Source organism: Streptomyces sp. NPDC001514 (assembly GCF_053597075.1).
The window spans coordinates 347443-370771 of the sequence record NZ_JBSFHO010000002.1 but is presented as its reverse complement, the minus strand read 5'-3'; the positions used below and the strand labels follow the sequence as shown (position 1 = coordinate 370771).

Genomic DNA, 23329 nt, shown 5'->3' with positions numbered 1-23329 from the left:
GCGAACATGTCACTGACCAGACGTGGTTTCCTCACGGGCGCGGCTCTTGCGTCCGCCACCGCCCTCATCGGGGCAGCACCTGCCGGTGCTGCCCCGCAGCGCGTCCTCGGCACCCAGGACTGGATGAGCGGCATCGACGGCGGCAGAGCGCTGCGGACCCTCACCATCCCTGGCACCCATGACTCCGGCGCCCGCTTCGGCGGACTCTGGGCCCAGTGCCAGAACACCACCATCGCGCAGCAGCTCGACTCCGGAATCCGCTTCCTCGACGTACGCTGCCGGGTCACCGGCGGCTCGTTCGCCATCCACCACGGCGCCGCCTACCAGAACATGATGTTCGGCGATGTGCTGATCGCCTGCCGCGACTTCTTGAACGCCCATCCCTCCGAGACCGTCCTCATGCGCGTCAAGCAGGAGTACTCGGAGGACAGCGACGCCACCTTCCGCGCCGTCTTCGACGACTACCTCGACCACCGGGGCTGGCGCCCGCTGTTCCACATCGGCGACGCCCTCCCCTCCCTGGGCCAGGCGCGCGGCAAGGTCGTGCTCATCGCCGACAACGGCGGGCTGCCCGGCGTCAAATGGTGGGACGGCGGCGTCTTCGACATCCAGGACGACTGGAACGCCGCGCCGAGCGCCAAGTACCCCAAGGTCGAGGCCCACTTCCGCAAGGCCGTCGAGCAGCCGGGCAAGCTCTTCATCAACTTCGTGAGCACGTCTGCGTATCTGCCGCCGCGCTGGAACTCCGACAACCTCAACCCGCGCGTCCACGGCTTCCTGGACGGCACGGCGAGCGGCTGGAAGGGCCTCGGCATCGTGCCGATGGACTTCCCCAACACCCGCTCAGGCCTGGTCGACTCGCTCATCCGCCACAACTGACGGCGGCGGAGGCGTCGGCGCCCCGGGAAGGCTGATCACCGCGACGGTCCCGCCGCCCTCCGCCGGCCGCAGCTCCACCTCGCCGCCCGCCTGCTGCACTGTCCTGGCCACGATCGACAGACCCAGGCCCGAGCCGGGCAGCGCGCGGGCGGACGGGGAGCGCCAGAACCGCTCGAAGACATGCGGGAGTTCCTCGGGCGGCACGCCGGGGCCGTGATCGCGTACGGTCAGCACGCCCCGGTCCAGCACCACCTCGACCGTCCCACCCCGCGGCGAGAACTTCACCGCGTTGTCCAGCACGTTCACCAGTGCGCGCTCGAGCCCCGCCGGCTCGGCCCGTACGTACCAGGGCCGCAGCTCGGCGGTGATCGTGAGCTCGGGACCGCGCAGCCGGGCCCGCTCCAGGGCCGTCCGCGTGATGTCGTGCAGCGCGACGACCTGGACGGGACCGGGCGTCGCGCTGTCCGGCCTGGACAGCTCCTGCAGATCGCCGATCAGCGCGGCGAGCTCGGTCATCTGCGCCTTCACGGACGCCAGCAGCGCGGCCCGGTCGTCGGGCGGGATCGCCCGGCCCGTCTGCTCGCTGCGGGCGAGCAGTTCGATGTTCGTACGGAGCGACGTCAGCGGGGTCCGCAGCTCGTGACCGGCGTCGGCGATCAGCTGCGCCTGCCGGTCACGGGAGGACGCGAGCGCGGCGGTCATCTGGTTGAAGGAGCGCGACAGCCGGGCGATCTCGTCGTCGCCCGAGACGGGGATGCGTACGGTCAGATCCTCGGTGCGGGCCACGTGCTCGACCGCGTCGGTGAGCCGGTCGACGGGCTTGAGACCGGTACGGGCGACCCACAGGCCGGCGGCACCGGCGGCGACGACACCGACGCCCGCGAGGGCGGTCAGCAGCAGGGCGAGGCGGTTCAGAGCCGTGTCGATCTCATGCAGCGGGCGGGCCACCATCACGGTGACGATCTCCCCCGGCCTGCCCCGCAGATCCATTCGCACGGTGTGCACCCTGACGTCGGCGCCGGCGTCGGTGGTGCTGCTGTGGACCGAGGAGAACTCCGAGCCCCGCGCGACGGCGAGATCTTCGGACAGCACCTTGACCGGCTGGGAGTCCGGCGCGACACAACGGGTGCCGTCGAGGCCGACGACCTGGACGTAGGCGAAGGCCGTGCGGGACCGGGCCGCCTCGCTGTCCGGCGTCCGGCATGCGGTGACGGCCTCGAGCACGGTGCTGAGGGGGGCGCCCGTGTTCCGCAGCGACGTGTCCAGCTCATTGTGGAGCTGGGCACGGGCGAGCAGCCAGCAGGCGACGGCGACCGCCGCCACGGCGGCGGCCACCGCGGTCGCCGTGAGCAGCGCGAGCCTGGAGCGCAGCGGAAGCGCCTGGAATCTGCGGATCACTCGGGCGATCCCTCCCGCAGCGCGTAGCCCACCCCGCGCACCGTGTGCACGAGGCGCGGCTCGCCCGCCGCTTCCGTCTTGCGGCGCAGATACATGACGTACACGTCCAGGGAATTGGAGCTCGGCTCGAAGTCGAAGCCCCAGACGGCCTTCAGGATCTGCTCCCGGGTCAGCACCTGCCGCGGATGCGCCAGGAACAGTTCGAGCAGGGTGAACTCGGTACGGGTCAGCTCCACGCGTCGCGTGCCCCGGGTGACCTCGCGCGTCGCCAGGTCCATGCGCAGATCGGCGAAGGAGAGCACGTCGCCCCGCTCCTCCCGGCCCGCGCCGTTCGCCGTCGTCGCGTACGAGCTGCGGCGCAGCAGCGCCCGGATCCGGGCGAACAGCTCGTCCAGCTCGAACGGCTTCACCAGATAGTCGTCCGCTCCGGCGTCGAGGCCGGTGACACGGTCGCCGACGGTGTCGCGGGCGGTGAGCATCAGGATCGGCAGCGTCGAACCGGAGGAGCGGATGCGGCGGGCCGCGGTGAGCCCGTCCATGCGCGGCATCTGGATGTCGAGGACGACGAGGTCGGGCGCGTACGACTCCAGTTTGGCGAGGGCGTCCACGCCGTCGACCGCGACCTCGGTCGCGTAGCCCTCGAACGCGAGGCTCCGCTGGAGTGCCTCGCGGACGGCGGGTTCGTCGTCGACGATGAGGATGCGCTCGCCTTCACCAGGGGTTGTCGTCATGGGGCCAGCCTCGCACGCACTCAGTCGTCGCCGCCCGAGCGCAGGCTGTCCAGGTCCGCCTTGACCGTGTTGACCGGGATGGCGAAGCCGAGGCCGACGCTGCCGGCCGTGGAGCCGCTCGCGGAGCTCGGCGAGTACATGGCCGAGTTGATGCCGATGATCTCGCCGTTCATGTTGATCAGGGCGCCGCCGGAGTTGCCGGGGTTGAGCGATGCGTCGGTCTGGATGGCCTTGTACGTCGTCTTGGAGTCGCCGGTGTCCCCGTTGAACTGCTGCCCGCCGAACTCGAAGGGCCAGCCCTGGCGCGGGTCCTGCTGCGACTGGCGGTCCTGGCCCTCGTCCTTGGCGACCGTCACATCGCGGTCGAGCGCGGAGACGATTCCGCTGGTCACCGTGCCGGTGAGGCCTTCGGGGGAGCCGATCGCGACGACCTCGTCGCCGACCTTCAGGCTGTCCGAGTCGCCGAGGGCGGCGGCCTTCAGGCCCTTCGCGCCCCGCAGTTTGATCAGGGCGAGGTCCTTGTCGGGGTCGGTGCCGACGACGTCAGCGGTGTACGACGTGCCGTCGCTGAGCCTGACCTTGACCGTGTCCGCGCCCGCGATCACATGGTTGTTGGTGACGATCTCGCCGCCCGCGGTGATGATCACGCCGGAGCCGGTGGACTCGCCGGCGCCGGTGGACGCCTTGATCTCCACGATGCTGGGGGACACGGCCTGGGCGACACCGGCGACGGTGCCCTTGCTGCTCTGCGAGACCGTGGTCCCGCTGACACCGGTGACCGTGCCGGTGCCGTTCTCCCCGGCGAACCGCTCCACCAGCGTGGCGGCCCCGCCGCCGACGGCCGCGGCGACGATCGCGACGGCCGCGATCAGTCCGACGGACCGCTTGGCCCGGCGCCGCGTCGGCCGCGCGGCGGGAGCGTACGCGGGCGGCGGCGGGTAGACGCCGCTCCCGTCCCCGCCGGTGGTCCCTTCCCCGAACCCCGCGTACGGGTACTGCTGCTGCGGGTGCGTGCCGTCGTCGTCGCCGTTGCTGCGGTAGTAGTCCGTCATGGTCACCGACTCTCGGGCGCGTACATGAGAACGCCCTGAGGACGACCTGAGAAGCCCGACAGAACCGCGTATGCCCGATATAAGGACCGGGACCCGGGGGTCCCCGACTCACCCCTTCCCGAAACCCTGACGGGACCGGGGGCTGCGCCCCCGAACCCCCGCCGTGCGACGGCTTCGCGCCGCGAGACACCACCCTGCTGTTGTGGGCAGTCGTTCCGCAGGGCGAGTGAAGCGCATGGGGGTACCCCCATGTCCGAAGGGCCATGGGGGAGGGTGGGCACAACCCACGGTGCCGGGGGTGCTGTCGCGGTGGGCGTTCACCATGGGCCGGGGCCCCACGGTGCCGGGTGCCGTTGTTCTGGGCGGAGCCGGACGGCCCCCGGGGCACGCGGCCGGTGCCCGGGCTCCGTCAGCCGCAGCCGCAGGAGCGGCGGACGATCAGGGCCGAGGGGAACTGCTTCACGCGCTCGCGCCGCGACCCGACCACCCGCAGGCCGTCGTCCAGCACCAGGTCCACCGCCGCGCGCGCCATCGCCGGGCGGTCGGAGGCAATCGTTGTCAACGGAGGATCGGTCAGCGCCGCCTCCTTGACGTCGTCGAAGCCCGCCACCGCCAGCTCGCCCGGCACATCGATCCGCAGCTCGCGCGCCGCCCGCAGCACACCGATCGCCTGGTCGTCCGTCGCGCAGAAGATCGCCGGGGGCCGGTCGGGGCCGGAGAGGATCTTCAAGGCGACGAGATACGCGTCGTAGCGGTTGTACGGGGCCTGGAACAGCCGGCCCTCCGTCGACCGCCCCGACTCCAGCATCGCCCGCCGCCAGCCCTCGACGTGGTCGGCCACCGGGTCGCCGACCGCCGGGGTCGACTCCACCCCGCCCAGACAGGCGACGTACGGATGCCCGTGCTCCAGGAGGTGCCGCGTCGCGAGCTGGGCGCCGCCGATGTCGTCGGTCACGACCGCGACGTCGTCTATCGCCTCGGGCCGCTCGTGCAGCAGCACGACCCGCGCGTCCCACGCCTCGATCTCCGCCGCCGCCCGCTCGCTCGGGCCCTGGCTGACCAGGATCAGCCCGGCGACCCGCATGCCGAGGAAGGCCCGCAGATAGTGGACCTCGCGCTCGTCCCGGTAGTCCGAGTTGCCGACGAGGACCATCTTTCCGCGGTCGGCCGCGGCCCGTTCGACCGCGTGCGCCATCTCCGCGAAGAACGGCTGCCGGGCGTCCGGCACGATCATGCCTATGAGGTCCGTGCGCCGCGAGGCCATGGCCTGCGCGACGCGGTCCGGCCGGTAGCCCAGCTCCTTGATGGCGGCGAGGACACGCTCGCGCGTGGCCGGGGCGACCGGCCGGGGTCCGTTGTTGATGACGTAGCTCACGACGGCGGTGGAAGTACCCGCCAGTCGTGCCACGTCGTCCCGCGTCACCTTGGCCACGCGCGGAAGTCTACGCGTGGTGACCTACCTCTGGGCAGGGCGTACGGCCGCTTCGTGCTGCTCGATCCCTTCCCCCGTGAGGGCGGCGGCCGCATCCTCCGGACGGGCGACCGCGGCCTGCGCCTTCGCCTTGGCCTCCTCGGCGGCGCGCTCGACCTTCTCGGGCGTGACGAAGCGGTAGCCCACGTTCCGCACGGTGCCGATCAGCGACTCGTGCTCGGGTCCGAGCTTCGCGCGCAGCCGCCGCACGTGGACGTCGACGGTCCGCGTACCTCCGAAGTAGTCGTAGCCCCAGACCTCCTGCAGGAGCTGCGCCCGGGTGAAGACCCGGCCGGGGTGCTGCGCCAGGTACTTCAGCAGCTCGAACTCCTTGAAGGTCAGGTCCAGGACCCGGCCCTTCAGCTTTGCGCTGTACGTCGCCTCGTCGACCGACAGATCGCCGTTGCGGATCTCCATCGGGGAGTCGTCGGCGGTGATCTGCTGACGGCCCATGGCCAGCCGGAGGCGGGCCTCCACCTCCGCGGGTCCCGCGGTGTCCAGCAGGACGTCGTCGATGCCCCAGTCCGCGGTGACGGCCGCGAGACCGCCCTCCGTCACGACGAGGATCAGCGGGCAGCCGGGTCCGGTGGAGCGGAGCAGCTGGCAGAGGCTGCGCACCTGCGGAAGGTCGCGCCGGCCGTCGACCAGGATCACATCGGCACCGGGGGTGTCGACGAGGGCCGGGCCCTCGGCGGGGGCGACCCGTACGTTGTGGAGCAGCAGGCCGAGGGCGGGTAGCACCTCCGTCGACGGCTGGAGGGCGTTCGTGAGGAGCAGCAGAGAACTCATCGCGCCCCACCTGCCCGGTTCGCGGTCTCTGTGCGGGTCGTCGTCTCTCGGTCGTGCACGGTTCGCTCGCCCATAACGTCGGTTCCTCCTCGGTCCCTGCGAGGACGTTTGCGGCACTGCTTTCTTGCCCCGGCCGCGGCCCCGCGCCCGGGGGTTCCGCGATCGTTTCGTTCACCTGCCTGTAACAACGGACAGGAAACACAAAAGGACCCGGGGGCTGCGTTGCCCGGATCCTCTGCCAGCAGAATAGCCCACATGAGTGCGGTGTCGGAGGGTCGGTTTCACAGTGTGGATGTTTCCTCGATCACTGAGAGACCGAAACGGGTAACCCTGCGGACCTCCGACGGTGTCCGGATCGAGGCCCGCTACGAGCCGTGCACGGCCGGATCCGGCGATACGGCGATCGTCGTCGCGCACGGATTCACCGGGTCGGTTGACCGGCCGGCGGTGCGGCGCGCCGCCGGCGTCTTCGCGGAGCACGCCGCTGTCGTCACCTTCTCCTTCCGAGGCCACGGCGGTTCCGGAGGGCGCTCCACGGTCGGCGACCGCGAGGTGCTGGATCTGGCGGCGGCGGTCGCCTGGGCGCGGTCCCTGGGCCATCGCCGGGTGGTGACGGTGGGCTTCTCGATGGGCGGATCGGTCGTCCTGCGGCATGCGGCGCTGTACGGGACGGCGGACGGGGCGGCTCCGGGGGCGCACGAGGAGCTCACGGGAGCACGTGCCGCACACGACATGCGGGACGCACATACGGACGCGGTGGCGGCGGTGAGCGCTCCGGCCCGCTGGTACTACCGCGGCACGGCCCCGATGCGGCGGCTGCACTGGGTGGTCACCCGGCCCCTCGGCCGGCTCGTCGGGCGGTACGGCTTCAGGACCCGGATCCACCACGAGGACTGGGACCCCGTCCCGCTGTCCCCGGCGGAGGCGGTCCCGCTGATCGCCCCGACCCCGCTGCTGGTCGTCCACGGCGACCGCGATCCGTATTTTCCGCTGGATCATCCGCGCATGCTGGCCGGCGCCGGGCCGTGCGAGCTCTGGCTGGAACCGGGCATGGGCCACGCCGAGAACGCGGCGGACGACGAGCTGCTGAGGCGCCTCGCGGACTGGCTCGTCCACGCATAGCTCATGATGGACAGTCGACGAGCCGAAGAGACGAGCCGCAGAGAGGAGTGCCGCCATGGCAGCGGGGACCATCCGCTACTGGGCCGCGGCCAAGGCCGCCGCCGGGGTGGCCGAGGAGCCGTACGCCGCGGAGAACCTGGCCGAGGCGCTGGACGCCGCCCGTGAGAGGCACCCGGGCGAGCTCGTCCGGGTACTCCAGCGGTGTTCGTTCCTCGTCGACGGTGACCCCGTCGGGACACGCGGACATGAGACCGTACGGCTTGCCGAGGGCGGCACGGTCGAGGTGCTCCCGCCGTTCGCAGGAGGGTGAACCGCACAGCATGAGCAGCGATCAGCAGTATCCGTACGGCTCGCAGGGCTCGCACGGGTCGTACGACCACGAGCACCACGATCCGTACGGGCAGCAGGACTACCAGCAGGACCCCAACGTCACCCAGACGTGGGAGGGCCAGACCTGGGACACGCAGTACCAGCCGACGGTCCAGCCCGTGCAGTCGGCGCAGCCCGCGCAGCCCGCTCAGCCCGCTCAGTCCGTGCGGTCGGCGGAGCCTGCTCCGTATCAGCATCAGCAGAGCTCGCCGCTCGGCTCGCAGGCGTATCCGCTGCCTCCCGAGGTCCCGGTGGCGCCCGTCGCGTACGAGCCCCAGGCGGCGGGCGCGGAGACAGCGGCCCCGGTCGTCGACGAGCCCGCGTACGGGGCTCCGACCACCGTGGGCAACGCCCGGATCACCGACGCCCAGCGTGCCCGCGCCGAAGGGCGCTCGCCGATCATCGCGCCCGGCATCCAGCCCGCGGGGCTGACCGCGGTGCTCGCACTGCTGCTCGCGGCGGCCGGGAGCACGGGTTCGCCGTACGCCCTGCTCTTCCCGCTGGTCCTGCTGCAGGCCGTGACCGCCGCCGGCTGGTTCCGGCTGAACGGCATGTGGCCCGCCCGCCAGGGCATCGCCCTTGCCTTCGCGGGCGGCATTGCCGCGGACGTCGTGCTGCTCGCCGCGGGCCGGGAGCACGCGCCCGCCGCGATCATCGGCACCCTCGGCGTCTGGGTCCTGCTCACGCTGGTGCTGCAGCTGCGTAGCCATGCGGGCGCCGACGAGCGCATGTACGGCCTCATGGCCACCGTCGCCTCCGCGGCGCTGACGATCGTGGCGGCCGGATATCTCGCCCCCGAGTCGGATGCCCTGATCATCGGCGGTGTCGCGGTCGCCGCGGCCACCGTCGCCCGTGCGCTGCCCCTGCCGGGCGCCGCATCGGTGGTCGTGGCGCTGCTGGCCGCGGCGGGTGCCGGTGTCGCGGCCGGGGGAGTCGTCGGGGTGGGCCCGGCCGGGGCGCTGCTCGGCCTCGGGGCCGGGGTGTGCGCGCTCGTCGGGCTGCGGGTGGCGAGCTACGACTACCCGTCGCGCTTCGTCCACATGACCGCGGGTGTCGCCCTGCCGCTCACTGCCGCCGCGCCCATGGTGTACCTGCTGGGCCGCGCCCTGGTCTGAACCGCGCGGGAACCATTGCGTGCCGCCGGACGTCGATCATTCGGGCCGGTCCGACCGCGGGCGGCCAGGACAGGGGTGGGGGAAACACCGAGTCATGCGCGCACTGCGAATACTGCTGATCACCGCCGTGATCCTGGGCGGGCTCTTCGCCATCGCCGACCGGCTCGCGGTCAACTTCGCCGAGAGCGAGGTCGCGGCAAAGGTCAGGAGCAGCCAGGGCCTGACCAGCGAGCCCGAGGTGTCCATCAACGGCTTCCCCTTCCTGACGCAGGTCGCGAGCTCCGAACTGGACGACGTCGAGGTGCGCCTGGGCGGTGTGAAGGCCAGCGCGGGCGGCCACTCGGTCGAGGTGACCGAGGTCGCGGCCGAGCTGAGCGGTGTGCGTCTCGACGGGTTCTCCTCGGCCGTCGCGGACCGCGCCGCGGGCTCCGCCCGGATCTCGTACGAGGACCTCGGCAAGTCGGCACCCGAGGGCGCGACCGTCTCCTACGCCGGTCCGGAGCGGGCGGCCAAGGGCCAGGTCAAGGTCACGGGCCCGGCCGTCGAGCTGCTGGAGGGCGCGGGGTTCGCGATACCGGGCTTCGCCGAGGCCCTGCTCGAGGGCCGCACGCTCACGACGTACAGCACGGTCTCGATATCCGGCGGCGACACGGTCACGCTGCGCGCCGAGGAGCTCCCGAAGCTGCCGGTCCCGGGCATGGACCGGACGCTGCGCAAGGCCGTCGACTACGACCTGAAGATCGACGGGCTGCCGAGCACCATCAAGCTCGACAAGGTCACCGCGGACGAGGGCGGGCTGCGCTTCTCGGGCGTGGGCACGGACGTGTCGCTGGCGGGCTGAGCATCGGCCGCGCACCGGCTGAGCAGCACCGGCGGGCCGGGCATCGGCCCGAACACCGGCTCGAACACCGGCCACGGGGGTACGCCGATCGGATCGTGAGACGGTGATGTCCGATCCGTAGATGCCGGGCGGCCGCACGGGCCCGCCGGAAGGGGTCGGCGCGGCCCGGGATCCCTTCACGTATCGACATGCGGACGATCGCGTCTCACCATACGACACGCCGGTGACACGGCTGCCGACTCGTCCCTACGATCGGACGCATGAAGCGACAGGCGGACCTCACGAAGCGGCGGGCAGTAGACCTGTGCCGCGTCGCCGCCATGCTCTGTCGCACCTTCTGAGCGGAAGCTCGACTTCCGTATCCCGGGCCCTTTGCGCCACCTCCCGGCCAGGGCCCCCGCGTGTGCCGTCCGCCGACCCGGCGTACCCGCACCCACCCCTCGCGCACGAATCTCCGCGCACCACCCGCCGCACACTGCCCCGGAGGAGAAACAGCATGAGCCGCAGCGACGTCCTGGTAGACGCCGACTGGGTCGAGGCCCACCTGGACGACCCCAAGGTCGTCGTCGTCGAGGTCGACGAAGACACCTCGGCGTACGACAAGAACCACATCAAGAACGCCGTCCGGATCGACTGGAAGAAGGACCTCCAGGACCCGGTCCGCCGTGACTTCGTCGACCAGGCCGGCTTCGAGAAGCTGCTGTCGGAGAAGGGCATCGCCAACGACGACACGGTCGTGCTCTACGGCGGCAACAACAACTGGTTCGCCTCCTACGCCTACTGGTACTTCAAGCTCTACGGCCACCAGGACGTGAAGCTTCTCGACGGCGGCCGCAAGAAGTGGGAGCTCGACTCCCGCGACCTGGTCGACGGCGCCGACGTCCCGCAGCGCCCGGCCACCGACTACAAGGCCAAGGCCCAGGACGCGTCCATCCGCGCCTTCCGCGACGACGTGATCGCCGCCATCGGCAACCAGAACCTGGTCGACGTGCGCTCCCCCGACGAGTTCAGCGGCAAGCTGCTCGCCCCGGCGCACCTGCCGCAGGAGCAGTCGCAGCGCCCGGGCCACGTGCCGAGCGCCCGCAACATCCCGTGGTCCAAGAACGCCAACGACGACGGCACCTTCAAGTCGGACGACGAGCTCAAGGGGCTGTACGCCGACGAGCAGGTCGACCTGGCCAAGGACACGATCGCCTACTGCCGTATCGGCGAGCGCTCCGCGCTGACGTGGTTCGTCCTGCACGAGCTGCTCGGCGTCGAGAACGTCAAGAACTACGACGGCTCCTGGACCGAGTACGGCTCCCTCGTCGGCGTGCCGATCGAGCTCGGCGCGAACAAGTAAGCCCCAGGCACTCAGCCTCCCCCCGACCGTAAGGACAGAAAGAATGTGTGGAGCGAAGGCCGGCGGCCCCGACGCCTCGACGATCAAGCCCGGTGAGACCACCATCCAGGGCCAGGTGACCCGCGACGGCGAGCCCGTCACCGGTTACGTGCGTCTGCTGGACTCGACCGGCGAGTTCACCGCCGAGGTCCCGACCTCGGCGACCGGACAGTTCCGCTTCTACGCGGCCGAGGGCACCTGGACCGTCCGGGCCCTTGTCCCGGGCGCCACGGCGGACCGTACGGTCGTCGCGCAGACCGGTGGCCTCTCCGAGGTGGCCATCGCCGTCTGACGGCACTGAATACCGGCCGAGGGGCCGCACCTCTGGGGGTTGGACGCCTTCAGCCTGAGGTGCGGCCCTTCGCGCCGTTCGCCGTGGGCCGTGGGCCGTGGGCCGATGGGCCGGCGGACCGGCACCCAGGGCGGTGGGACGCCATGGGATCTACCCTTGAGGTGTGCTCGCCCGTAGGCGCAAGGTCTACTTCTGGATGATGGGCGGATGCCTCGTCCTCTTCGTGTCCGCCTGGGCTGTCGTGCGGCTTTGGTCGGTCCCGGCCGCAGTGGCGATGTGCCTCGTCGCCATGGTCATCCCGCCCGTCGCGGCGATGGTGGCCAACCGGCGCGGGCCGGACGACCGGTGGTGGGACGACCCGTCCGGGGACCCGCAGTCCGACGAGTGGTGGGACGAACTGGACGGCAAGAAGCGCCCCGACGAGCGGGACGAGCACTGAACCGGTGGACGAGCGCTGGGGGCCAGGTGCCGCTCCGGACAGGACCTGACTAGTACACGAGCGCCTGGACGCCGTCCGCCGTCGCCTCGCTCACGAAGACCTGCGCGCCCGCGATCCGTACGCCCTCGATGACGTCCTTCTCCGTGATCTCGCGGCGCGCCGCGCACTGGGTGCAGAGCGTGATCCTGCCTGCCGCCTGGATCGATTCGATCAGGTCCGGCAGCGGTGCGGCATGCGGCAGCTCGAACTCGGCGGCCCGGCCGGGCAGCGCGAACCACGAGGATTCACCGGTCAGCCAGAGGGAGACCTCCACACCGCTGGCCACGGCGACGGCCGCGACCGTGAAGGCCTGCGAGCAGCGTTCGGGGGCATCGGCCCCGGCGGTCACCTTGATCACGAGCTTCTTCGCCATATGCCGAACTGTAATGCGCCGCGCCACAACCCCACCCGTCCCCTGCGTGTCAGCTGTGTGCGCGGATAACGGAATCCGCGCCTCAGGTCTCGTGGGGGGACCCTTTGGAAACGCAGGACACACAGGCGCAGGAGCCCGTGCCGCAGTCGGCGCCGGACCCCGTGCCGCAGCCGGTTCCGGCGCCGACAGCGGCCCCGGCACAGGCGGCCCAGGCCCAGGCCCCGGTCCCGGCTCCGACCCCGGAGCTCGAGCCGGAAGCGCAGGCGCAGACGGAGACCGTGAACCGGCCCGTCCGCCGCCGCGGCCGCACCACGCTGATCGTCGTGGCCGCCGCCGTCATCGGCCTCGTCGGCGGTACGGCCGTCGGCTACGGAGTGCAGGCCGACCGCGAGCCGACACCGCTGCCCGCGCTGAGCCAGCCCAATCTGGTGTACCCGGCGAAGCCGCTCCCGGAGGACAAGCGCCCGGCGCCGCTGTCGGCGGCGGAGGACCACCAGGTCAAGACCGATGGTGATCTGCGCAAGCTGTTGCTGCCGAAGCCCTCGGGTGCCCGCAAGACCGATGTGCCGGGCGGCGGCTGGATGGACACTGCGTCCTACGCGCTCGAGTTCGAGAGCGAGGACTTCATGTTCGAGACGCTCGTGGAGTCGGACATCCGGCGGGTCGCCGCGACCTCCTGGGAGCAGGGCGAGTACAAGGAGACGCTCATTCGTCTCGTGCAGTTCCGCTCGGGCCAGGAAGCCGCGGAGCACGCAGGCGATCAGCGGAACTACATGCCGTACGACGACGAGGGCGCCGGTAACGAGGGCGACCCGCTGAAGGGCAGCGGTAAGGGCCGCTACTACCTCTACGAGGTGCACAAGGAAGCGGGCTATCTGCCCCTGTACCAGGCACGGGCCGTGTTCCATCGCGGCGACATCATGGTCGACATCAGCATCTTCGATACCAAGCGCATCAGCAAGAACGAGATCCGTACCCTGGCCGAGCGACAGCTGGAGCGCCTGTGACCGAGGACCAGACATCCCAGGAGCCGCTCGCGGAGCCCGTGGTCCAGTCTGTGGCCGAGCCCGTGACCGAGCCCGTGGCTGAGCCTGTACACAAGCCCGCTCGCGCCCGCCGGATCCTCGCCACTGTGCTTCCTTCCGTGCTCGTCCTCGCTGCCGTCGGCGGCGGACTCACCTACACCGGGCTCGCCATCGATCGCGCCGACCGCACAGCACCGACCACCGTGTGGGGCGAGTCCGTGGGCACCTCGGCCGAGGACCCGGCGGGCGACGTCGCGCGCGGCCGCGCCTCGACACCGCTCAGCAAGCTGCTGCTGCCGGTGCCGTCCGGCTACCGCCTCGGCCCGGACATCGACTCGTACGGAAACGACGTCGAGATCGGCGACAAGGAGGCAACCGCCCTCCTCAAGGACGAGGGCGCGAGCCTGTCCGGCAAGAAGCGCCGCGACTTCGAGAAGCGGATCGACAGACTGGGCGTCCAGGGCATCGCCATGCGTTCCTTTGCCTCGGACGCGAACGACCTCGTCGTCGAGGTGCAGATCGCCCGGATGAAGAACAAGAAGCAGATCCACGATCTGTACGAGCTCAAGACGGAGCTGGCCGAACTTCTGGAGTTCCCCAAGGGCCCGAAGATCAAGGACCACAAGAACTCCGCCTGCTTCCTGATGCCTCAGCTGAACGAGGACGCGGAGGGCAAGGACAAATCCGAGCTGGACGCGATGGCGTGCACGGCGTTCGACTCCGAGCTGCTGGTGAGCGTCACCGCGTACGGCACCAAGCCGTTCGACAAGTCCGCCGTCGCGGAGCTGGTGAAGAAGCAACTCGACCACATCGCGTCTCCCGGGGAGTACGTATGACCGAGCCGACCGCGGAGAGCGTGCCGAGCGGGCCCCCGATGCCGGAAGCACCGCCGATCGTTCCTGATGCCCCTGCCCCTGCCCCTGCCCCTGCCCCTGCCCCTGCCACGCCTCCCGTGCGCGACCGGCGGGTCCTGCGCGCCGTGGCCCGCTGGACCGTGGCCGTGCTCGTCTGTGGCGGTCTCGGCACCGGGACCGCCTTCGGTATCGCGTCCATGGAGCGCACGGACGTCCCTGGACTCGCCACCGAGAGCGACGGGCGATGGGACTATCCGAAGTTGTCGCTGCCCGCGCTCCCGAAGGACACCCCGCGCCCGTTCAACCAGGGGAATGTGCGGGAGATCCACTACGCGGACCTGCGGAAGCTGCTGCTGCCCGCGCCAGCGGGTGCGGCCGCGGACAAGAAGCTGACCGGAGGCTGGGTGACGGCGAAGCAGTTCGCGGCCGAATACACGGCAGAGGAGCGGGCCGAGCTTGAGCTTGAGCTCAAGGACTACGGCGTACGGCACATTGCCGCCCGCGGCTGGACCATGCCGGACGGCACGGCGTCTCGTGTCTACCTGCTTCAGTTCGGCTCTGCCGACTCGGCGGAGGGGTTCAAGGGCCAGATCGCCGCCGGTACAGCCCCCCATGTGCCGTTGGCCGGCACGGCCGAGGTCAAGCTGGACCCGGACTGGAGCTACTCGGGCAACGATCTGCCGACCGCGGCGTACGTCTACCGCGAGAACGCGCCTGTCGGCGCGGAGCAGACCCGACAGGCCTACGTCATCGCGGGCGACACCCTCGCCCTGATCGTCCAGTCCAGGAAGGGCGAGGCCGCCGCCGTGCCGTTCCACCAGACGGTCGTGCTGCAGGACCAGCTGCTGGGCTGAGACCGCGGAGAGGGCCTCGCGGAGAGGGCCGGACGCCAGCCCACTAAGCTGGGGTCCGGCCCTTCTGCCTTCACCGCTCGTTCGAGGGAGCACCCGTGATCGTTTTCTTCGAGGTTCTGCTGGTTCTCGTCTGCGTCGGCGTGCTCGCCTTCACCGGCCTGGCCGTGAAGAAGCTGTACCAGGGTCAGCGCTAATCCCCCCGTATCCCACAGATCGACAGAGCTGCTCATGATCGAGATCCCGTCCGACCTGAACCCTGACCTGGTTCCGCTCGCGTTCCTCCTCGGTACGTGGGAGGGCGCGGGCGTGTCCGACTTCCCCGGTGCCGACAAGTGCAACTTCGGCCAGTCGGTGACGTTCAGCCACGACGGCCGTGACTTCATCGAGTACGTCTCGCACACCTGGGTGCTGGACTCCGAGGGCAAGAAGGTCAGGCCCCTGGAGAGCGAGTCCGGCTATTGGCGGATCGACAAGGACCGCAAGGTCGAGGTCGTCATGGTCCGCGACCAGGGCGTCGTGGAGATCTGGTACGGCGACCTCGCCGACCAGAAGCCGCAGATCGACCTGGTGACCGACGCCGTCGCGCGTACCGTGAGCTCCGGCCCGTACAGCGGTGGCAAGCGGCTGTACGGGTACGTGAAGGGCGACCTGATGTGGGTCGGCGAGAAGGCCACCCCCGAGGTGCCGCTGCGGCCGTACATGTCGGCGCACCTGAAGAAGGTCGTCACGCCGCAGGACGTCGAGGCGTGGGCGAAGGACCTGGGCGACCTGCCGGACGACGGCATCGCCTTCTTCAAGTAGTCGAGTGGTCGAGTAGTCGGTGGTCGAGCAGGAACGTAGGCCCGCCGACGGCCCGGGCCCGGACTCACCACGCGCCTACACTGGTCGCGTGGTGAGCACCGACTGGAAGAGCGACCTGCGGCAGCGCGGCTACCGGCTGACCCCGCAGCGCCAGCTTGTCCTCGAAGCCGTCGACACCCTGGAGCACGCGACCCCGGACGACATCCTCGTCGAGGTGCGCAAGACCGCGTCCGGGATCAACATCTCCACGGTGTACCGGACCCTGGAGCTCCTGGAGGAGCTCGGTCTCGTCTCGCACGCCCATCTGGGCCATGGTGCGCCGACGTACCACCTCGCGGACCGCCACCACCATCTGCACCTCGTCTGCCGGGACTGCACGGACGTCATCGAGGCGGATGTCGCGGTCGCCGCCGACTTCACCGCCAAGCTCCGCGAGACGTTCGGGTTCGAGACCGACATGAAGCACTTCGCGATCTTCGGCCGGTGCCGCAAGTGCGCCACGAAGGCCGCTTCTGACCAGTCGTAGGCTTGGGCCCATGCAGCGACATTCAACGATCAGCCCTCTGCTGTCCCTGCCCGGCGCCGTCCCCGCCGAGGGGTGTGACGAAGGTGTCGCCGCGCACTACGGCGATCTCTTCCGCGAGCAGCGCGCTCTCGCGGACGGCACCGGTCTCGTCGACCTCTCGCACCGCGGTGTCGTCACCGTCTCCGGCCCCGACCGGCTCAGCTGGCTGCATCTGCTGCTGACCCAGCACGTCAGCGACCTCCCGGCCGGGCAGGCCACCGAGGCGCTGATCCTCTCCGCGCACGGCCACATCGAGCACGCGCTCTATCTCGTGGACGACGGCGAGACGGTGTGGGCACACGTCGAGCCCGGTACGCAGGAAGCGCTCATCGCGTACCTGGAGTCGATGAAGTTCTTCTACCGGGTGGAAGTCGCCGACCGGACCGACGAGTTCGCTGTCGTGTATCTGCCGGCCGGTTCGATCGCGGAGGTCCCGGACGGCGTTGCCGTACGGGAGACTCCGCAGGGCCGCGACCTGTTCCTGCCGCGCCGGGACCTGGAGTCGTACGCCGCGGCCAACGGCCCCGCCATCGGGGTGCTGGCCTACGAGGCCCTGCGCGTCGAGGCGCACCGCCCGCGCCTCGGCTTCGAGACCGACCACCGGACGATCCCGCACGAGATCGGGCTGATCGGCACCGCCGTGCATCTGCAGAAGGGCTGCTACCGCGGTCAGGAGACGGTGGCACGCGTCCACAACCTGGGGAAGCCGCCGCGCCGGCTGGTCTTCCTGCACCTGGACGGCAGCGAGGTGCATCTGCCGGGCCACGGGACGCCGGTGCGGCTGGCCGCCGACGGGGAGGAGGGCCGCCAGCTGGGCTTCATCACGACGTCGGCCCGCCACCACGAGCTGGGGCCGATCGCGCTGGCGCTGGTGAAGCGGAACGTGCCGGTGGACGCGGCGCTGCTGGCGGGGAGCACGGCGGCGGCCCAGGAGACGATCGTCGAGCCGTAGCCGTAGCCGTAGCCGTAGCCGTAGCCGTAGCCGTAGCCCGTGCCCGTGACCCTAGTCGTGGTCGTCGCCGTAGCCGGTACGTACGGCTACGGCGCCCCTCAGACCTCGATCAGCACCGTGAACGGGCCGTGATTCGTGAGCGACACCCTCATCTGCGCTCCGAACCGGCCCGTCTCCACATGCGCGCCCAGTGCCCGCAGCTGCGCCACCACCTCGTCGACGAGCGGCTCTGCGATCTCGCCGGGCGCCGCCGCGTTCCAGGTGGGGCGGCGGCCCTTGCGGGCGTCCCCGTAGAGAGTGAACTGCGAAATCACGAGCAAGGGCGCATTCACGTCCGAGCAGGACTTCTCGCCCTCCAGGATCCGCACCGACCAGAGCTTGCGCGCCAGCTGCGCCGCCTTCTCCACCGTGTCACCGTGGGTGACCCCCACCAGCACACACAGCCCTTCACCGACGATCTCGCCCACCGTCTCGCCGGCCACCACGACCTTCGCGCCGTCGACGCGCTGCACCACTGCTCGCATACGGACCAACCTATCCGGGACCTCTGCCCGGGACCGGCCCTGCCGCCATCCGGGGCTGAACGGGTGCAGAGCGCCTGCGTTCGAACCGTCCGTAATGGCACGATGCACGAAGGCGGTGCAGCCCCTCGGCCCTCCGGGCCCGGGGAGACCCCATGCACCGGTCGAGGGGACTGATTCACGCATGAGCACACCTGGAGCCGGGCAGTCGCCCGGTCCCGCACCGATGACCACTCGTAGCAGCTCGGGCGCCATGCGTCCGCCCCACCAGCGCACCTCGGACCCGGAACCCCTGTCCGAGCCGCGCACCCACGATCTCGCCGCCCTGCGGCTGCCCGAGCTGCGGGCGCTGCGCCGCGACTCGCAGCGTGACGAGGCGGACCTGAGCTATGTGCGGCGGCTGCTGCAGGGCCGTATCGACATTCTCCGGGCGGAGCTGGCCCGGCGTACGGATCCGCCGGTGCGCCCCGTACAGCCCGCGGTGCCGGGGGGCGCCGGCCGGCTGGGGCCCGACGCCGCGGTCGTCGACCGGCTCTCGGCGATCCTCGCGGACCCGCCGTCGCGGCGCGGCAGCTCGGCCCGCCATGTGACGTTGTCCACGCCACGGGGGGAGGAGTACCGGCGGCTGGCCGCGGAGATGCTGGCCGAGGTCGAGCTGTCCGACCTGGACGCGCGTACGGACGAGGAGCTGCACGCGGCGATGGGGCGGCTCGCGCGGTACGAGCAGCAGGTGTCGCGGCAGCGCGCGCAGCTGCAGCGGACCGCCGACGACTGCAGTGCAGAAATCGCCCGCAGGTACCGTGAAGGGGAAGCACAAGTAGACGACCTGCTCACCTGAGGCGATCCTTCCGTCTTCCGGGGCGGCCTTCCGGGCGGGTCCACCGTCCGGAAGGCCGCCGCCCGATGAGCTCCACCGTCTCCGCCTCCTCCGCCGCGCCCGCGTCCGCGATACGGCCGGTCCTCGCCGAAGTCGTACGTTCCGGCTTCGTCGAGGGCCATCACCGGGGTTCGCTGGTGGTCCTGGCGGCGGACGGCAGCGTGGAGCTGGCGCTGGGCGATCCCGCGGCACCGGTCTTCCCTCGCTCGTCGAACAAGCCGATGCAGGCCGCGGCCGTGCTGCGGGCCGGCCTCGACCTCGCGGGGGAGCGGCTGGCGCTGGCCGCCGCGAGCCACTCCGGCGAGTCCTTCCATCTCGATCTGGCCCGCAAGATGCTGGCCGAGCACGGGCTGACGCCCGACGATCTGCAGACCCCGCCCGATCTGCCGCTGGACCCGGCCGAGGCGGAGACGTATCTCGCGACCGGACAGGTCCGGGACAAGGTCACCATGAACTGCTCGGGCAAGCACACGGCGATGCTGGCGGCGTGCGCGCTGAACGGCTGGTCGCTCCAGACGTATCTCGACCCGTCCCACCCGCTGCAGCGGCTGGTGCACACCGTGGTGGAGGACGCGGCGGGCGAGGAGGTCGCCGCCGTCGGTACGGACGGCTGCGGGGCGCCGCTGATGGCGATCAGCCTGACGGGCCTTGCGCGGGCGTACCGCTCCTTCGTGCTGGCGCCCGAGGGCTCGGCGGAGCGGCGCGTCGCGGACGCGATGACGGCCCACCCCGAGTACGTGGCGGGCTCGCGCCGCCCCGACACCTGGTTGATGCGGGCGGTGCCGGGTGCGCTGTCGAAGATGGGCGCCGAGGCGGTCCAGGCGGTGGCGCTGCCGGACGGCCGCGCCCTCGCCTTCAAGATCGACGACGGTGCGGCACGGGCGCTGGGGCCGGTGCTGGCCCGCTGCCTGGAGCGCATGGGTGTGGCCGACCCGGTGCTGACGCGCCTCGCCGAGGCGCCGCTGCTGGGCGGCGGACGGCCGGTCGGGGAGATCCGCGCGGCGTTCTGAGGCGGGGCGCGCCTCCCGCAGTGACGAGGGGGCGGCGGGGACGGCGTTCCCCCGCGGAAGTGTCTAGCGTGGACGGTATGAGCCGTGAGGACCTTGAGGTGCGTACCGTCACCGAGGCCGAGGGGCCGGGCTGGCTGCGGGCCATGTTCACCGGCTTTTTGATGTCCCCGGTCGTCGGGGAGGCCGAGGCGGCCGAGCGCCTCGCGCACATGGACCTCTCGAGGACGCGGGGCGCCTTCGACGGTGGGCGGTGCGTGGGGACGTACCGCTCCTTCGACCAGCAGCTCACGGTGGTCGGCGGCGCCTTCGTCACGGCGAACGCCGTCACACAGGTCACCGTCGCGCCCACGCACCGCCGCCGGGGCGTCCTCAGCCGGATGATCACCGAGGACCTGGGCGAGGCGAAGGAGCGCGGTGACACGGTCTCGACGCTGATCGCGGCCGAGCACCGGATCTACGGGCGGTACGGCTTCGGCCCGGCCGCCTGGCTCACGGAGTGGGAGATCGACGTCCAGCGCAGCGGCCTCGACCCGCGGTGGTCGGCCCCGGCGGACGGGGGCCGGGTGGACCTGGCCGAGCCCGAGGACGTACGCAAGCTCGGGCCGGAGCTGCATGAGCGGTTCCGCGCCCGCCGGCACGGTGCGGTCGACCGGGACGCGTACTGGTGGAGCGTGAACACGGGGGCGGTGCGGCTGCCGTCGCAGCCGTGGACGGAGCCGTACTTCGCGGCGTACCGCTCGCCGGCGGGCGAGGTCGAGGGACTGCTCACGTACACGGCGGAATCCCGCTGGACCGACGGCAGCCAGCCGGCGAACACGGCGAAGGTCCAGGGCCTGATCGCGGTGTCCGCGGCCGCGGAGCGTGCGCTGTGGGAGTACGTCTGCTCGATCGACTGGATCACGACGGTCCGGTCCGGCGGGCGTGCCCCGGACGATCTGCTGCCCCTCTTCCTCCCGGACCCGCGCGCCGCGCGGATCGTGACGCAGGCGGACTTTCTGTGGGTGCGGCTGCTGGATGTCGTACGGGCGCTCCAGTCGCGTACGTACGCGGCTTCGGGCTCACTGGTGCTGGACGTGCACGACGATACGGGGCTGGCGGGCGGCCGCTTCCGGCTGGACGCCACACCGGAGGGCGCGTGGTGCGTGCCGACGACGGAGACGGCCGATCTGTCGCTGGGTGTCGCGGAGTTGGGGACGCTGTACCTCGGCGACGAGTCGGTGCTGCGGCTGGTGGACCTGGGCCGGGTCGACGAGGAAAGTCCGGGCGCGGCGGCACAGGCGGACGCGGTGTTCCGCGCGAGGCGCCGCCCTTGGTGCCCGGACATGTTCTGAACGGGGAGTGCTCTGACGGGGAGGGGCTCTGAGGGGCGTGCTCCGAGGCGGCTCTGACGAGGCGGCCCGACGGCGGGGTGCCGACGCCGGGGTGCCGACGCCGGGGTCCGCCTCAGACCGATGCGGAGTGGAGCAGCAGGGCCAGCATGATGCTGCCGGCGCCTGCTGCCGTGGCGTTCTTGGCGCGCAGGCCGAAGCTCAGCAGCCCGAGGCTGATGACGCCCACGACGCCGAAGCGCCACTGGATGAACTCTTCGATGGCGAAGGTGGCGAAGGTGAGGAGCGGCATGGCAGGTCCCTCCTTGGGGCGGGGGAGGAGCGTGCGAACCCGTTGGCTGATCGGCCAACTGGGGTTAGCATCGGCCTACTTCGGCCAAGTCTCGAAAGTTGGTGCCAACTCAATTGGAGTTGTCCCCACTTGGCGGCCACCAATAACCCTCTTCCGATAACTCCCCACAAATGGAAGAGAGTTGTAGCGTCGACCTGTGAACCAGGAGAACGGCACCATGAACGGACGAGATACCGAACAAAAGCTTGGCTACCAGGACATTGCCGACATCCTGCGGGGGCGTATCCGCAGCGGTGAGCTGAAGGCCGGCGATCCCATGCCTACGCAGTTGCATCTGGTCGCGGAGTTCGGCGCCGGCCGGGGCGCCGTCCGCGACGCCCTGAAGGTCCTGCAGGACGAGGGCCTGCTCACCCACGTCACGCGCGGCGCGCCCGCGCGTGTCGCCGGCCATGTGGCCCGGCCCGCGCACGACGCCGACAACCCGCAGCCGACGATGGTGGCGCTCGGCCCGCGCATGGCCGAGGCGTTCTCCGCCGCTCATGTCCGGATCGACGCACTCAGCCTCACCGCCGAGACCCTGATGCTGGCCCTGGGTGAGCCGCTGCGCCTCATCCACGAGGGCAGCATCAGGCCGGACACCATCGAGGCCCGCATCCTGCTCCCCGGTCGCGACATCAACCTCGCCTTCCCGACACCGGTCGAGACCGAGCAGGCCGTCACCGACGACAACCCCGTCCACCAGCGCTGGCTCACCCAGCGCAACGCCCAGGGGCAGGTCCTTCGTCACAACCTCCAGGAACTGCATCGCTCCCACGACATCGACGTCAAGGTCACCTTCCGTGCGCTGCCCCTCACCCCGCCCGTCAAGCTGTATGTCCTGAACGGCTCCGAGGCCCTCTTCGCGTACTACGAGGTCACCAAGCGCGAGGAGGAGATCGACGAGAGGCCCGTCGAGATGTACGACGCCTTCGGGATGCAGTCGCTGCTCTTCCCGTTCGACGCCGCGAACGGGCCGCGCGACGCCGCCTTCGTGGGGCAGTCACAGATGTGGTTCGACGCACTCTGGAACACCATCGCCTCGAACCTGACACTCTCCTAGTGAATACCGACGCTGCACCACAGACGGAACAGGCGGCACGCGGCGTGGCCGAGACCATCGAGGATCTGATCACCGGCGCGAACTACGTCCTTTTTGACTTCGATGGCCCTATTTGTCACCTATTCGCCGGCCACAGCGCCCACAGCATTGCGGAGAGTCTGGTCGACTGGCTGGAGGAGCGGGGCAGCCATGTGCTGCTGACGGACGACGAACGCGCCTCCGTCGATCCGCAAGCCGTACTGCGTGCGGTGAGCCGACTGCACCCGGGCAGCGAACTGGTCAAGGCGCTGGAGGCGGAGCTGACCGGCGAGGAGCTCCACGCCACCGCGACCGCCTTGCCCACCCCCTACGTGGACCCGCTGATACGCACGTGGAGCGCGGTCGGCGTGCGCCTGGCCATCGCCACCAACAACTCCCCGCGCGTGGCGGAGGAGTACCTCACCGGGCGCGGGCTGCGCGAGTGCTTCGCTCCCCACATCCACGGCCGCACCACCGACCTCCACCTCCTCAAGCCCGATCCGGACTGTGTCCATCGCGCCCTGGCCTCCCTCGGCGCGGACCCGGCAGCCTCACTCATGATCGGTGACACCCCCTCCGATCTGTACGCGGCCCGTGACGCGGGCGTCCGCTTCCTCGGCTACGCCCGCGACCCGAAGCGCGCCGAGCGGCTGCACCGGGCGGGAGCGACGGCGCTCGTGGACTCGCTGGAGCCGGTGCTGGAGGTCGTGCGGAGGGCGGGACGGCCGTGAGGCCCGTCGCGGCCCCGCACGTATGGACCCGGATACCCCCGGAAGTGTCGGATCTGCAACTGTCCGCGTCACCTGACCCGGCGCGGGTGCGGGAAGCCCTACCATCCACCT

The 23329-nt window shown here is 70.9% G+C and carries 28 protein-coding genes; 20 read left to right on the top strand and 8 right to left on the bottom strand.

The features are described from left to right. The first annotated feature begins 6 nt into the window (after positions 1 to 6). Positions 7 to 879 (top strand): phosphatidylinositol-specific phospholipase C, encoded by an 873-nt coding sequence (locus ACWCXB_RS04430; protein WP_450718869.1) that lies wholly within the window; start codon positions 7 to 9, stop codon positions 877 to 879. Here the strand turns inward: ACWCXB_RS04430 and ACWCXB_RS04425 are convergent. The 5 genes from ACWCXB_RS04425 to ACWCXB_RS04405 all read right to left on the bottom strand — a co-directional run bounded on the left by ACWCXB_RS04425 (position 844) and on the right by ACWCXB_RS04405 (position 6320). Next, on the bottom strand, positions 844 to 2277 hold the full coding sequence (locus ACWCXB_RS04425; RefSeq protein WP_450718867.1) for a HAMP domain-containing sensor histidine kinase: 1434 nt from the start codon (positions 2275 to 2277) through the stop codon (positions 844 to 846). The genes ACWCXB_RS04430 and ACWCXB_RS04425 overlap by 36 nt on opposite strands. Further along, entirely contained in the window at positions 2274 to 3008 is a 735-nt protein-coding gene (locus ACWCXB_RS04420; protein WP_450718865.1) for a response regulator transcription factor, read from the bottom strand. The genes ACWCXB_RS04425 and ACWCXB_RS04420 overlap by 4 nt, the downstream gene beginning before the upstream one ends. 20 nt (positions 3009 to 3028) lie before the next feature. Further along, entirely contained in the window at positions 3029 to 4060 is a 1032-nt protein-coding gene (locus ACWCXB_RS04415) for a S1C family serine protease (RefSeq protein WP_450718863.1), read from the bottom strand. 409 nt (positions 4061 to 4469) lie between these two features. After that, positions 4470 to 5492, bottom strand: a complete 1023-nt coding sequence (locus ACWCXB_RS04410) for a LacI family DNA-binding transcriptional regulator (protein WP_450718861.1) — start codon at positions 5490 to 5492, stop codon at positions 4470 to 4472. 24 nt (positions 5493 to 5516) lie between these two features. Further along, the gene (locus ACWCXB_RS04405; RefSeq protein WP_450718859.1) at positions 5517 to 6320 is read right to left on the bottom strand and encodes a response regulator transcription factor; all 804 of its coding nucleotides are present in this window, start codon (positions 6318 to 6320) and stop codon (positions 5517 to 5519) included. Positions 6321 to 6575: 255 nt separating this feature from the next. On the opposite strand from ACWCXB_RS04405, the gene ACWCXB_RS04400 reads away from it, so the two are divergent. From ACWCXB_RS04400 to ACWCXB_RS04365, 8 genes are all read left to right on the top strand, one after another. Continuing rightward, complete coding sequence (locus ACWCXB_RS04400; RefSeq protein ID WP_450718857.1) at positions 6576 to 7442, top strand: alpha/beta hydrolase; 867 nt, start codon at positions 6576 to 6578, stop codon at positions 7440 to 7442. A gap of 55 nt (positions 7443 to 7497) precedes the next feature. After that, positions 7498 to 7752, top strand: coding sequence for a MoaD/ThiS family protein (locus ACWCXB_RS04395; RefSeq protein ID WP_450718855.1), 255 nt, complete (start codon positions 7498 to 7500; stop codon positions 7750 to 7752). 10 nt (positions 7753 to 7762) lie between these two features. Then, positions 7763 to 8926 carry a hypothetical protein gene (locus ACWCXB_RS04390; RefSeq protein ID WP_450718853.1) on the top strand — a complete coding sequence of 388 codons (1164 nt, stop codon included), beginning with the start codon at positions 7763 to 7765 and terminating at the stop codon, positions 8924 to 8926. Between the two features lie 94 nt (positions 8927 to 9020). Continuing rightward, on the top strand, positions 9021 to 9767 hold the full coding sequence (locus ACWCXB_RS04385) for an LmeA family phospholipid-binding protein (protein WP_450718851.1): 747 nt from the start codon (positions 9021 to 9023) through the stop codon (positions 9765 to 9767). A 260-nt stretch (positions 9768 to 10027) separates the two neighbouring features. Further along, positions 10028 to 10108, top strand: a complete 81-nt coding sequence (locus tag ACWCXB_RS04380) for a putative leader peptide (protein WP_350310325.1) — start codon at positions 10028 to 10030, stop codon at positions 10106 to 10108. A gap of 155 nt (positions 10109 to 10263) precedes the next feature. Then, positions 10264 to 11109, top strand: coding sequence for a sulfurtransferase (locus ACWCXB_RS04375; protein ID WP_450718849.1), 846 nt, complete (start codon positions 10264 to 10266; stop codon positions 11107 to 11109). A gap of 43 nt (positions 11110 to 11152) precedes the next feature. After that, positions 11153 to 11440 carry a DUF1416 domain-containing protein gene (locus ACWCXB_RS04370; protein ID WP_017945923.1) on the top strand — a complete coding sequence of 96 codons (288 nt, stop codon included), beginning with the start codon at positions 11153 to 11155 and terminating at the stop codon, positions 11438 to 11440. Between the two features lie 163 nt (positions 11441 to 11603). Beyond that, positions 11604 to 11879: a DUF3099 domain-containing protein gene (locus ACWCXB_RS04365; protein ID WP_450718847.1), complete on the top strand. Its 276-nt coding sequence runs from the start codon at positions 11604 to 11606 to the stop codon at positions 11877 to 11879. A gap of 49 nt (positions 11880 to 11928) precedes the next feature. On the opposite strand, the gene ACWCXB_RS04360 is transcribed toward ACWCXB_RS04365, so the two are convergent. Continuing rightward, complete coding sequence (locus ACWCXB_RS04360; protein WP_450718846.1) at positions 11929 to 12291, bottom strand: DsrE family protein; 363 nt, start codon at positions 12289 to 12291, stop codon at positions 11929 to 11931. Between the two features lie 104 nt (positions 12292 to 12395). Here ACWCXB_RS04360 and ACWCXB_RS04355 point away from each other — a divergent pair, with 104 nt between their 5' ends. From ACWCXB_RS04355 to ygfZ, 6 genes are all read left to right on the top strand, one after another. Continuing rightward, entirely contained in the window at positions 12396 to 13298 is a 903-nt protein-coding gene (locus ACWCXB_RS04355; protein WP_450718844.1) for a hypothetical protein, read from the top strand. After that, a complete protein-coding gene (locus tag ACWCXB_RS04350) occupies positions 13295 to 14152 on the top strand; it encodes a hypothetical protein (RefSeq protein ID WP_450718842.1) in 858 nt (285 codons plus the stop codon). The genes ACWCXB_RS04355 and ACWCXB_RS04350 overlap by 4 nt, the downstream gene beginning before the upstream one ends. Then, a complete protein-coding gene (locus tag ACWCXB_RS04345; RefSeq protein WP_450718840.1) occupies positions 14149 to 15024 on the top strand; it encodes a hypothetical protein in 876 nt (291 codons plus the stop codon). Before ACWCXB_RS04350 ends, ACWCXB_RS04345 begins: the two co-directional genes overlap by 4 nt. A 228-nt stretch (positions 15025 to 15252) precedes the next feature. Further along, a complete protein-coding gene (locus ACWCXB_RS04340) occupies positions 15253 to 15825 on the top strand; it encodes an FABP family protein (RefSeq protein WP_450718838.1) in 573 nt (190 codons plus the stop codon). A gap of 88 nt (positions 15826 to 15913) precedes the next feature. Continuing rightward, positions 15914 to 16351: a Fur family transcriptional regulator gene (locus tag ACWCXB_RS04335; RefSeq protein WP_385421460.1), complete on the top strand. Its 438-nt coding sequence runs from the start codon at positions 15914 to 15916 to the stop codon at positions 16349 to 16351. A 10-nt stretch (positions 16352 to 16361) separates the two neighbouring features. Then, a complete protein-coding gene (ygfZ, locus tag ACWCXB_RS04330) occupies positions 16362 to 17342 on the top strand; it encodes a CAF17-like 4Fe-4S cluster assembly/insertion protein YgfZ (RefSeq protein ID WP_450718836.1) in 981 nt (326 codons plus the stop codon). A 98-nt stretch (positions 17343 to 17440) separates the two neighbouring features. Here ygfZ and dtd read toward each other — a convergent pair whose 3' ends face one another. After that, positions 17441 to 17866, bottom strand: coding sequence for a D-aminoacyl-tRNA deacylase (gene dtd / locus ACWCXB_RS04325; RefSeq protein ID WP_450718834.1), 426 nt, complete (start codon positions 17864 to 17866; stop codon positions 17441 to 17443). 181 nt (positions 17867 to 18047) lie between these two features. On the opposite strand from dtd, the gene ACWCXB_RS04320 reads away from it, so the two are divergent. The 3 genes from ACWCXB_RS04320 to ACWCXB_RS04310 all read left to right on the top strand — a co-directional run bounded on the left by ACWCXB_RS04320 (position 18048) and on the right by ACWCXB_RS04310 (position 21081). Continuing rightward, positions 18048 to 18701 carry an RsiG family protein gene (locus tag ACWCXB_RS04320; protein WP_450718832.1) on the top strand — a complete coding sequence of 218 codons (654 nt, stop codon included), beginning with the start codon at positions 18048 to 18050 and terminating at the stop codon, positions 18699 to 18701. A 65-nt stretch (positions 18702 to 18766) separates the two neighbouring features. Further along, on the top strand, positions 18767 to 19750 hold the full coding sequence (locus tag ACWCXB_RS04315; RefSeq protein ID WP_450718830.1) for an asparaginase: 984 nt from the start codon (positions 18767 to 18769) through the stop codon (positions 19748 to 19750). A 77-nt stretch (positions 19751 to 19827) separates the two neighbouring features. Further along, the gene (locus ACWCXB_RS04310; protein ID WP_450718828.1) at positions 19828 to 21081 is read left to right on the top strand and encodes a GNAT family N-acetyltransferase; all 1254 of its coding nucleotides are present in this window, start codon (positions 19828 to 19830) and stop codon (positions 21079 to 21081) included. A gap of 112 nt (positions 21082 to 21193) precedes the next feature. Here ACWCXB_RS04310 and ACWCXB_RS04305 read toward each other — a convergent pair whose 3' ends face one another. Next, on the bottom strand, positions 21194 to 21370 hold the full coding sequence (locus ACWCXB_RS04305) for a hypothetical protein (RefSeq protein WP_450718826.1): 177 nt from the start codon (positions 21368 to 21370) through the stop codon (positions 21194 to 21196). A 217-nt stretch (positions 21371 to 21587) separates the two neighbouring features. On the opposite strand from ACWCXB_RS04305, the gene ACWCXB_RS04300 reads away from it, so the two are divergent. After that, entirely contained in the window at positions 21588 to 22469 is an 882-nt protein-coding gene (locus ACWCXB_RS04300; RefSeq protein ID WP_450718824.1) for a winged helix-turn-helix domain-containing protein, read from the top strand. Next, complete coding sequence (locus ACWCXB_RS04295) at positions 22469 to 23218, top strand: HAD family hydrolase (protein WP_450718822.1); 750 nt, start codon at positions 22469 to 22471, stop codon at positions 23216 to 23218. The genes ACWCXB_RS04300 and ACWCXB_RS04295 overlap by 1 nt, the downstream gene beginning before the upstream one ends. The last annotated feature ends 111 nt before the right edge of the window (positions 23219 to 23329 follow it).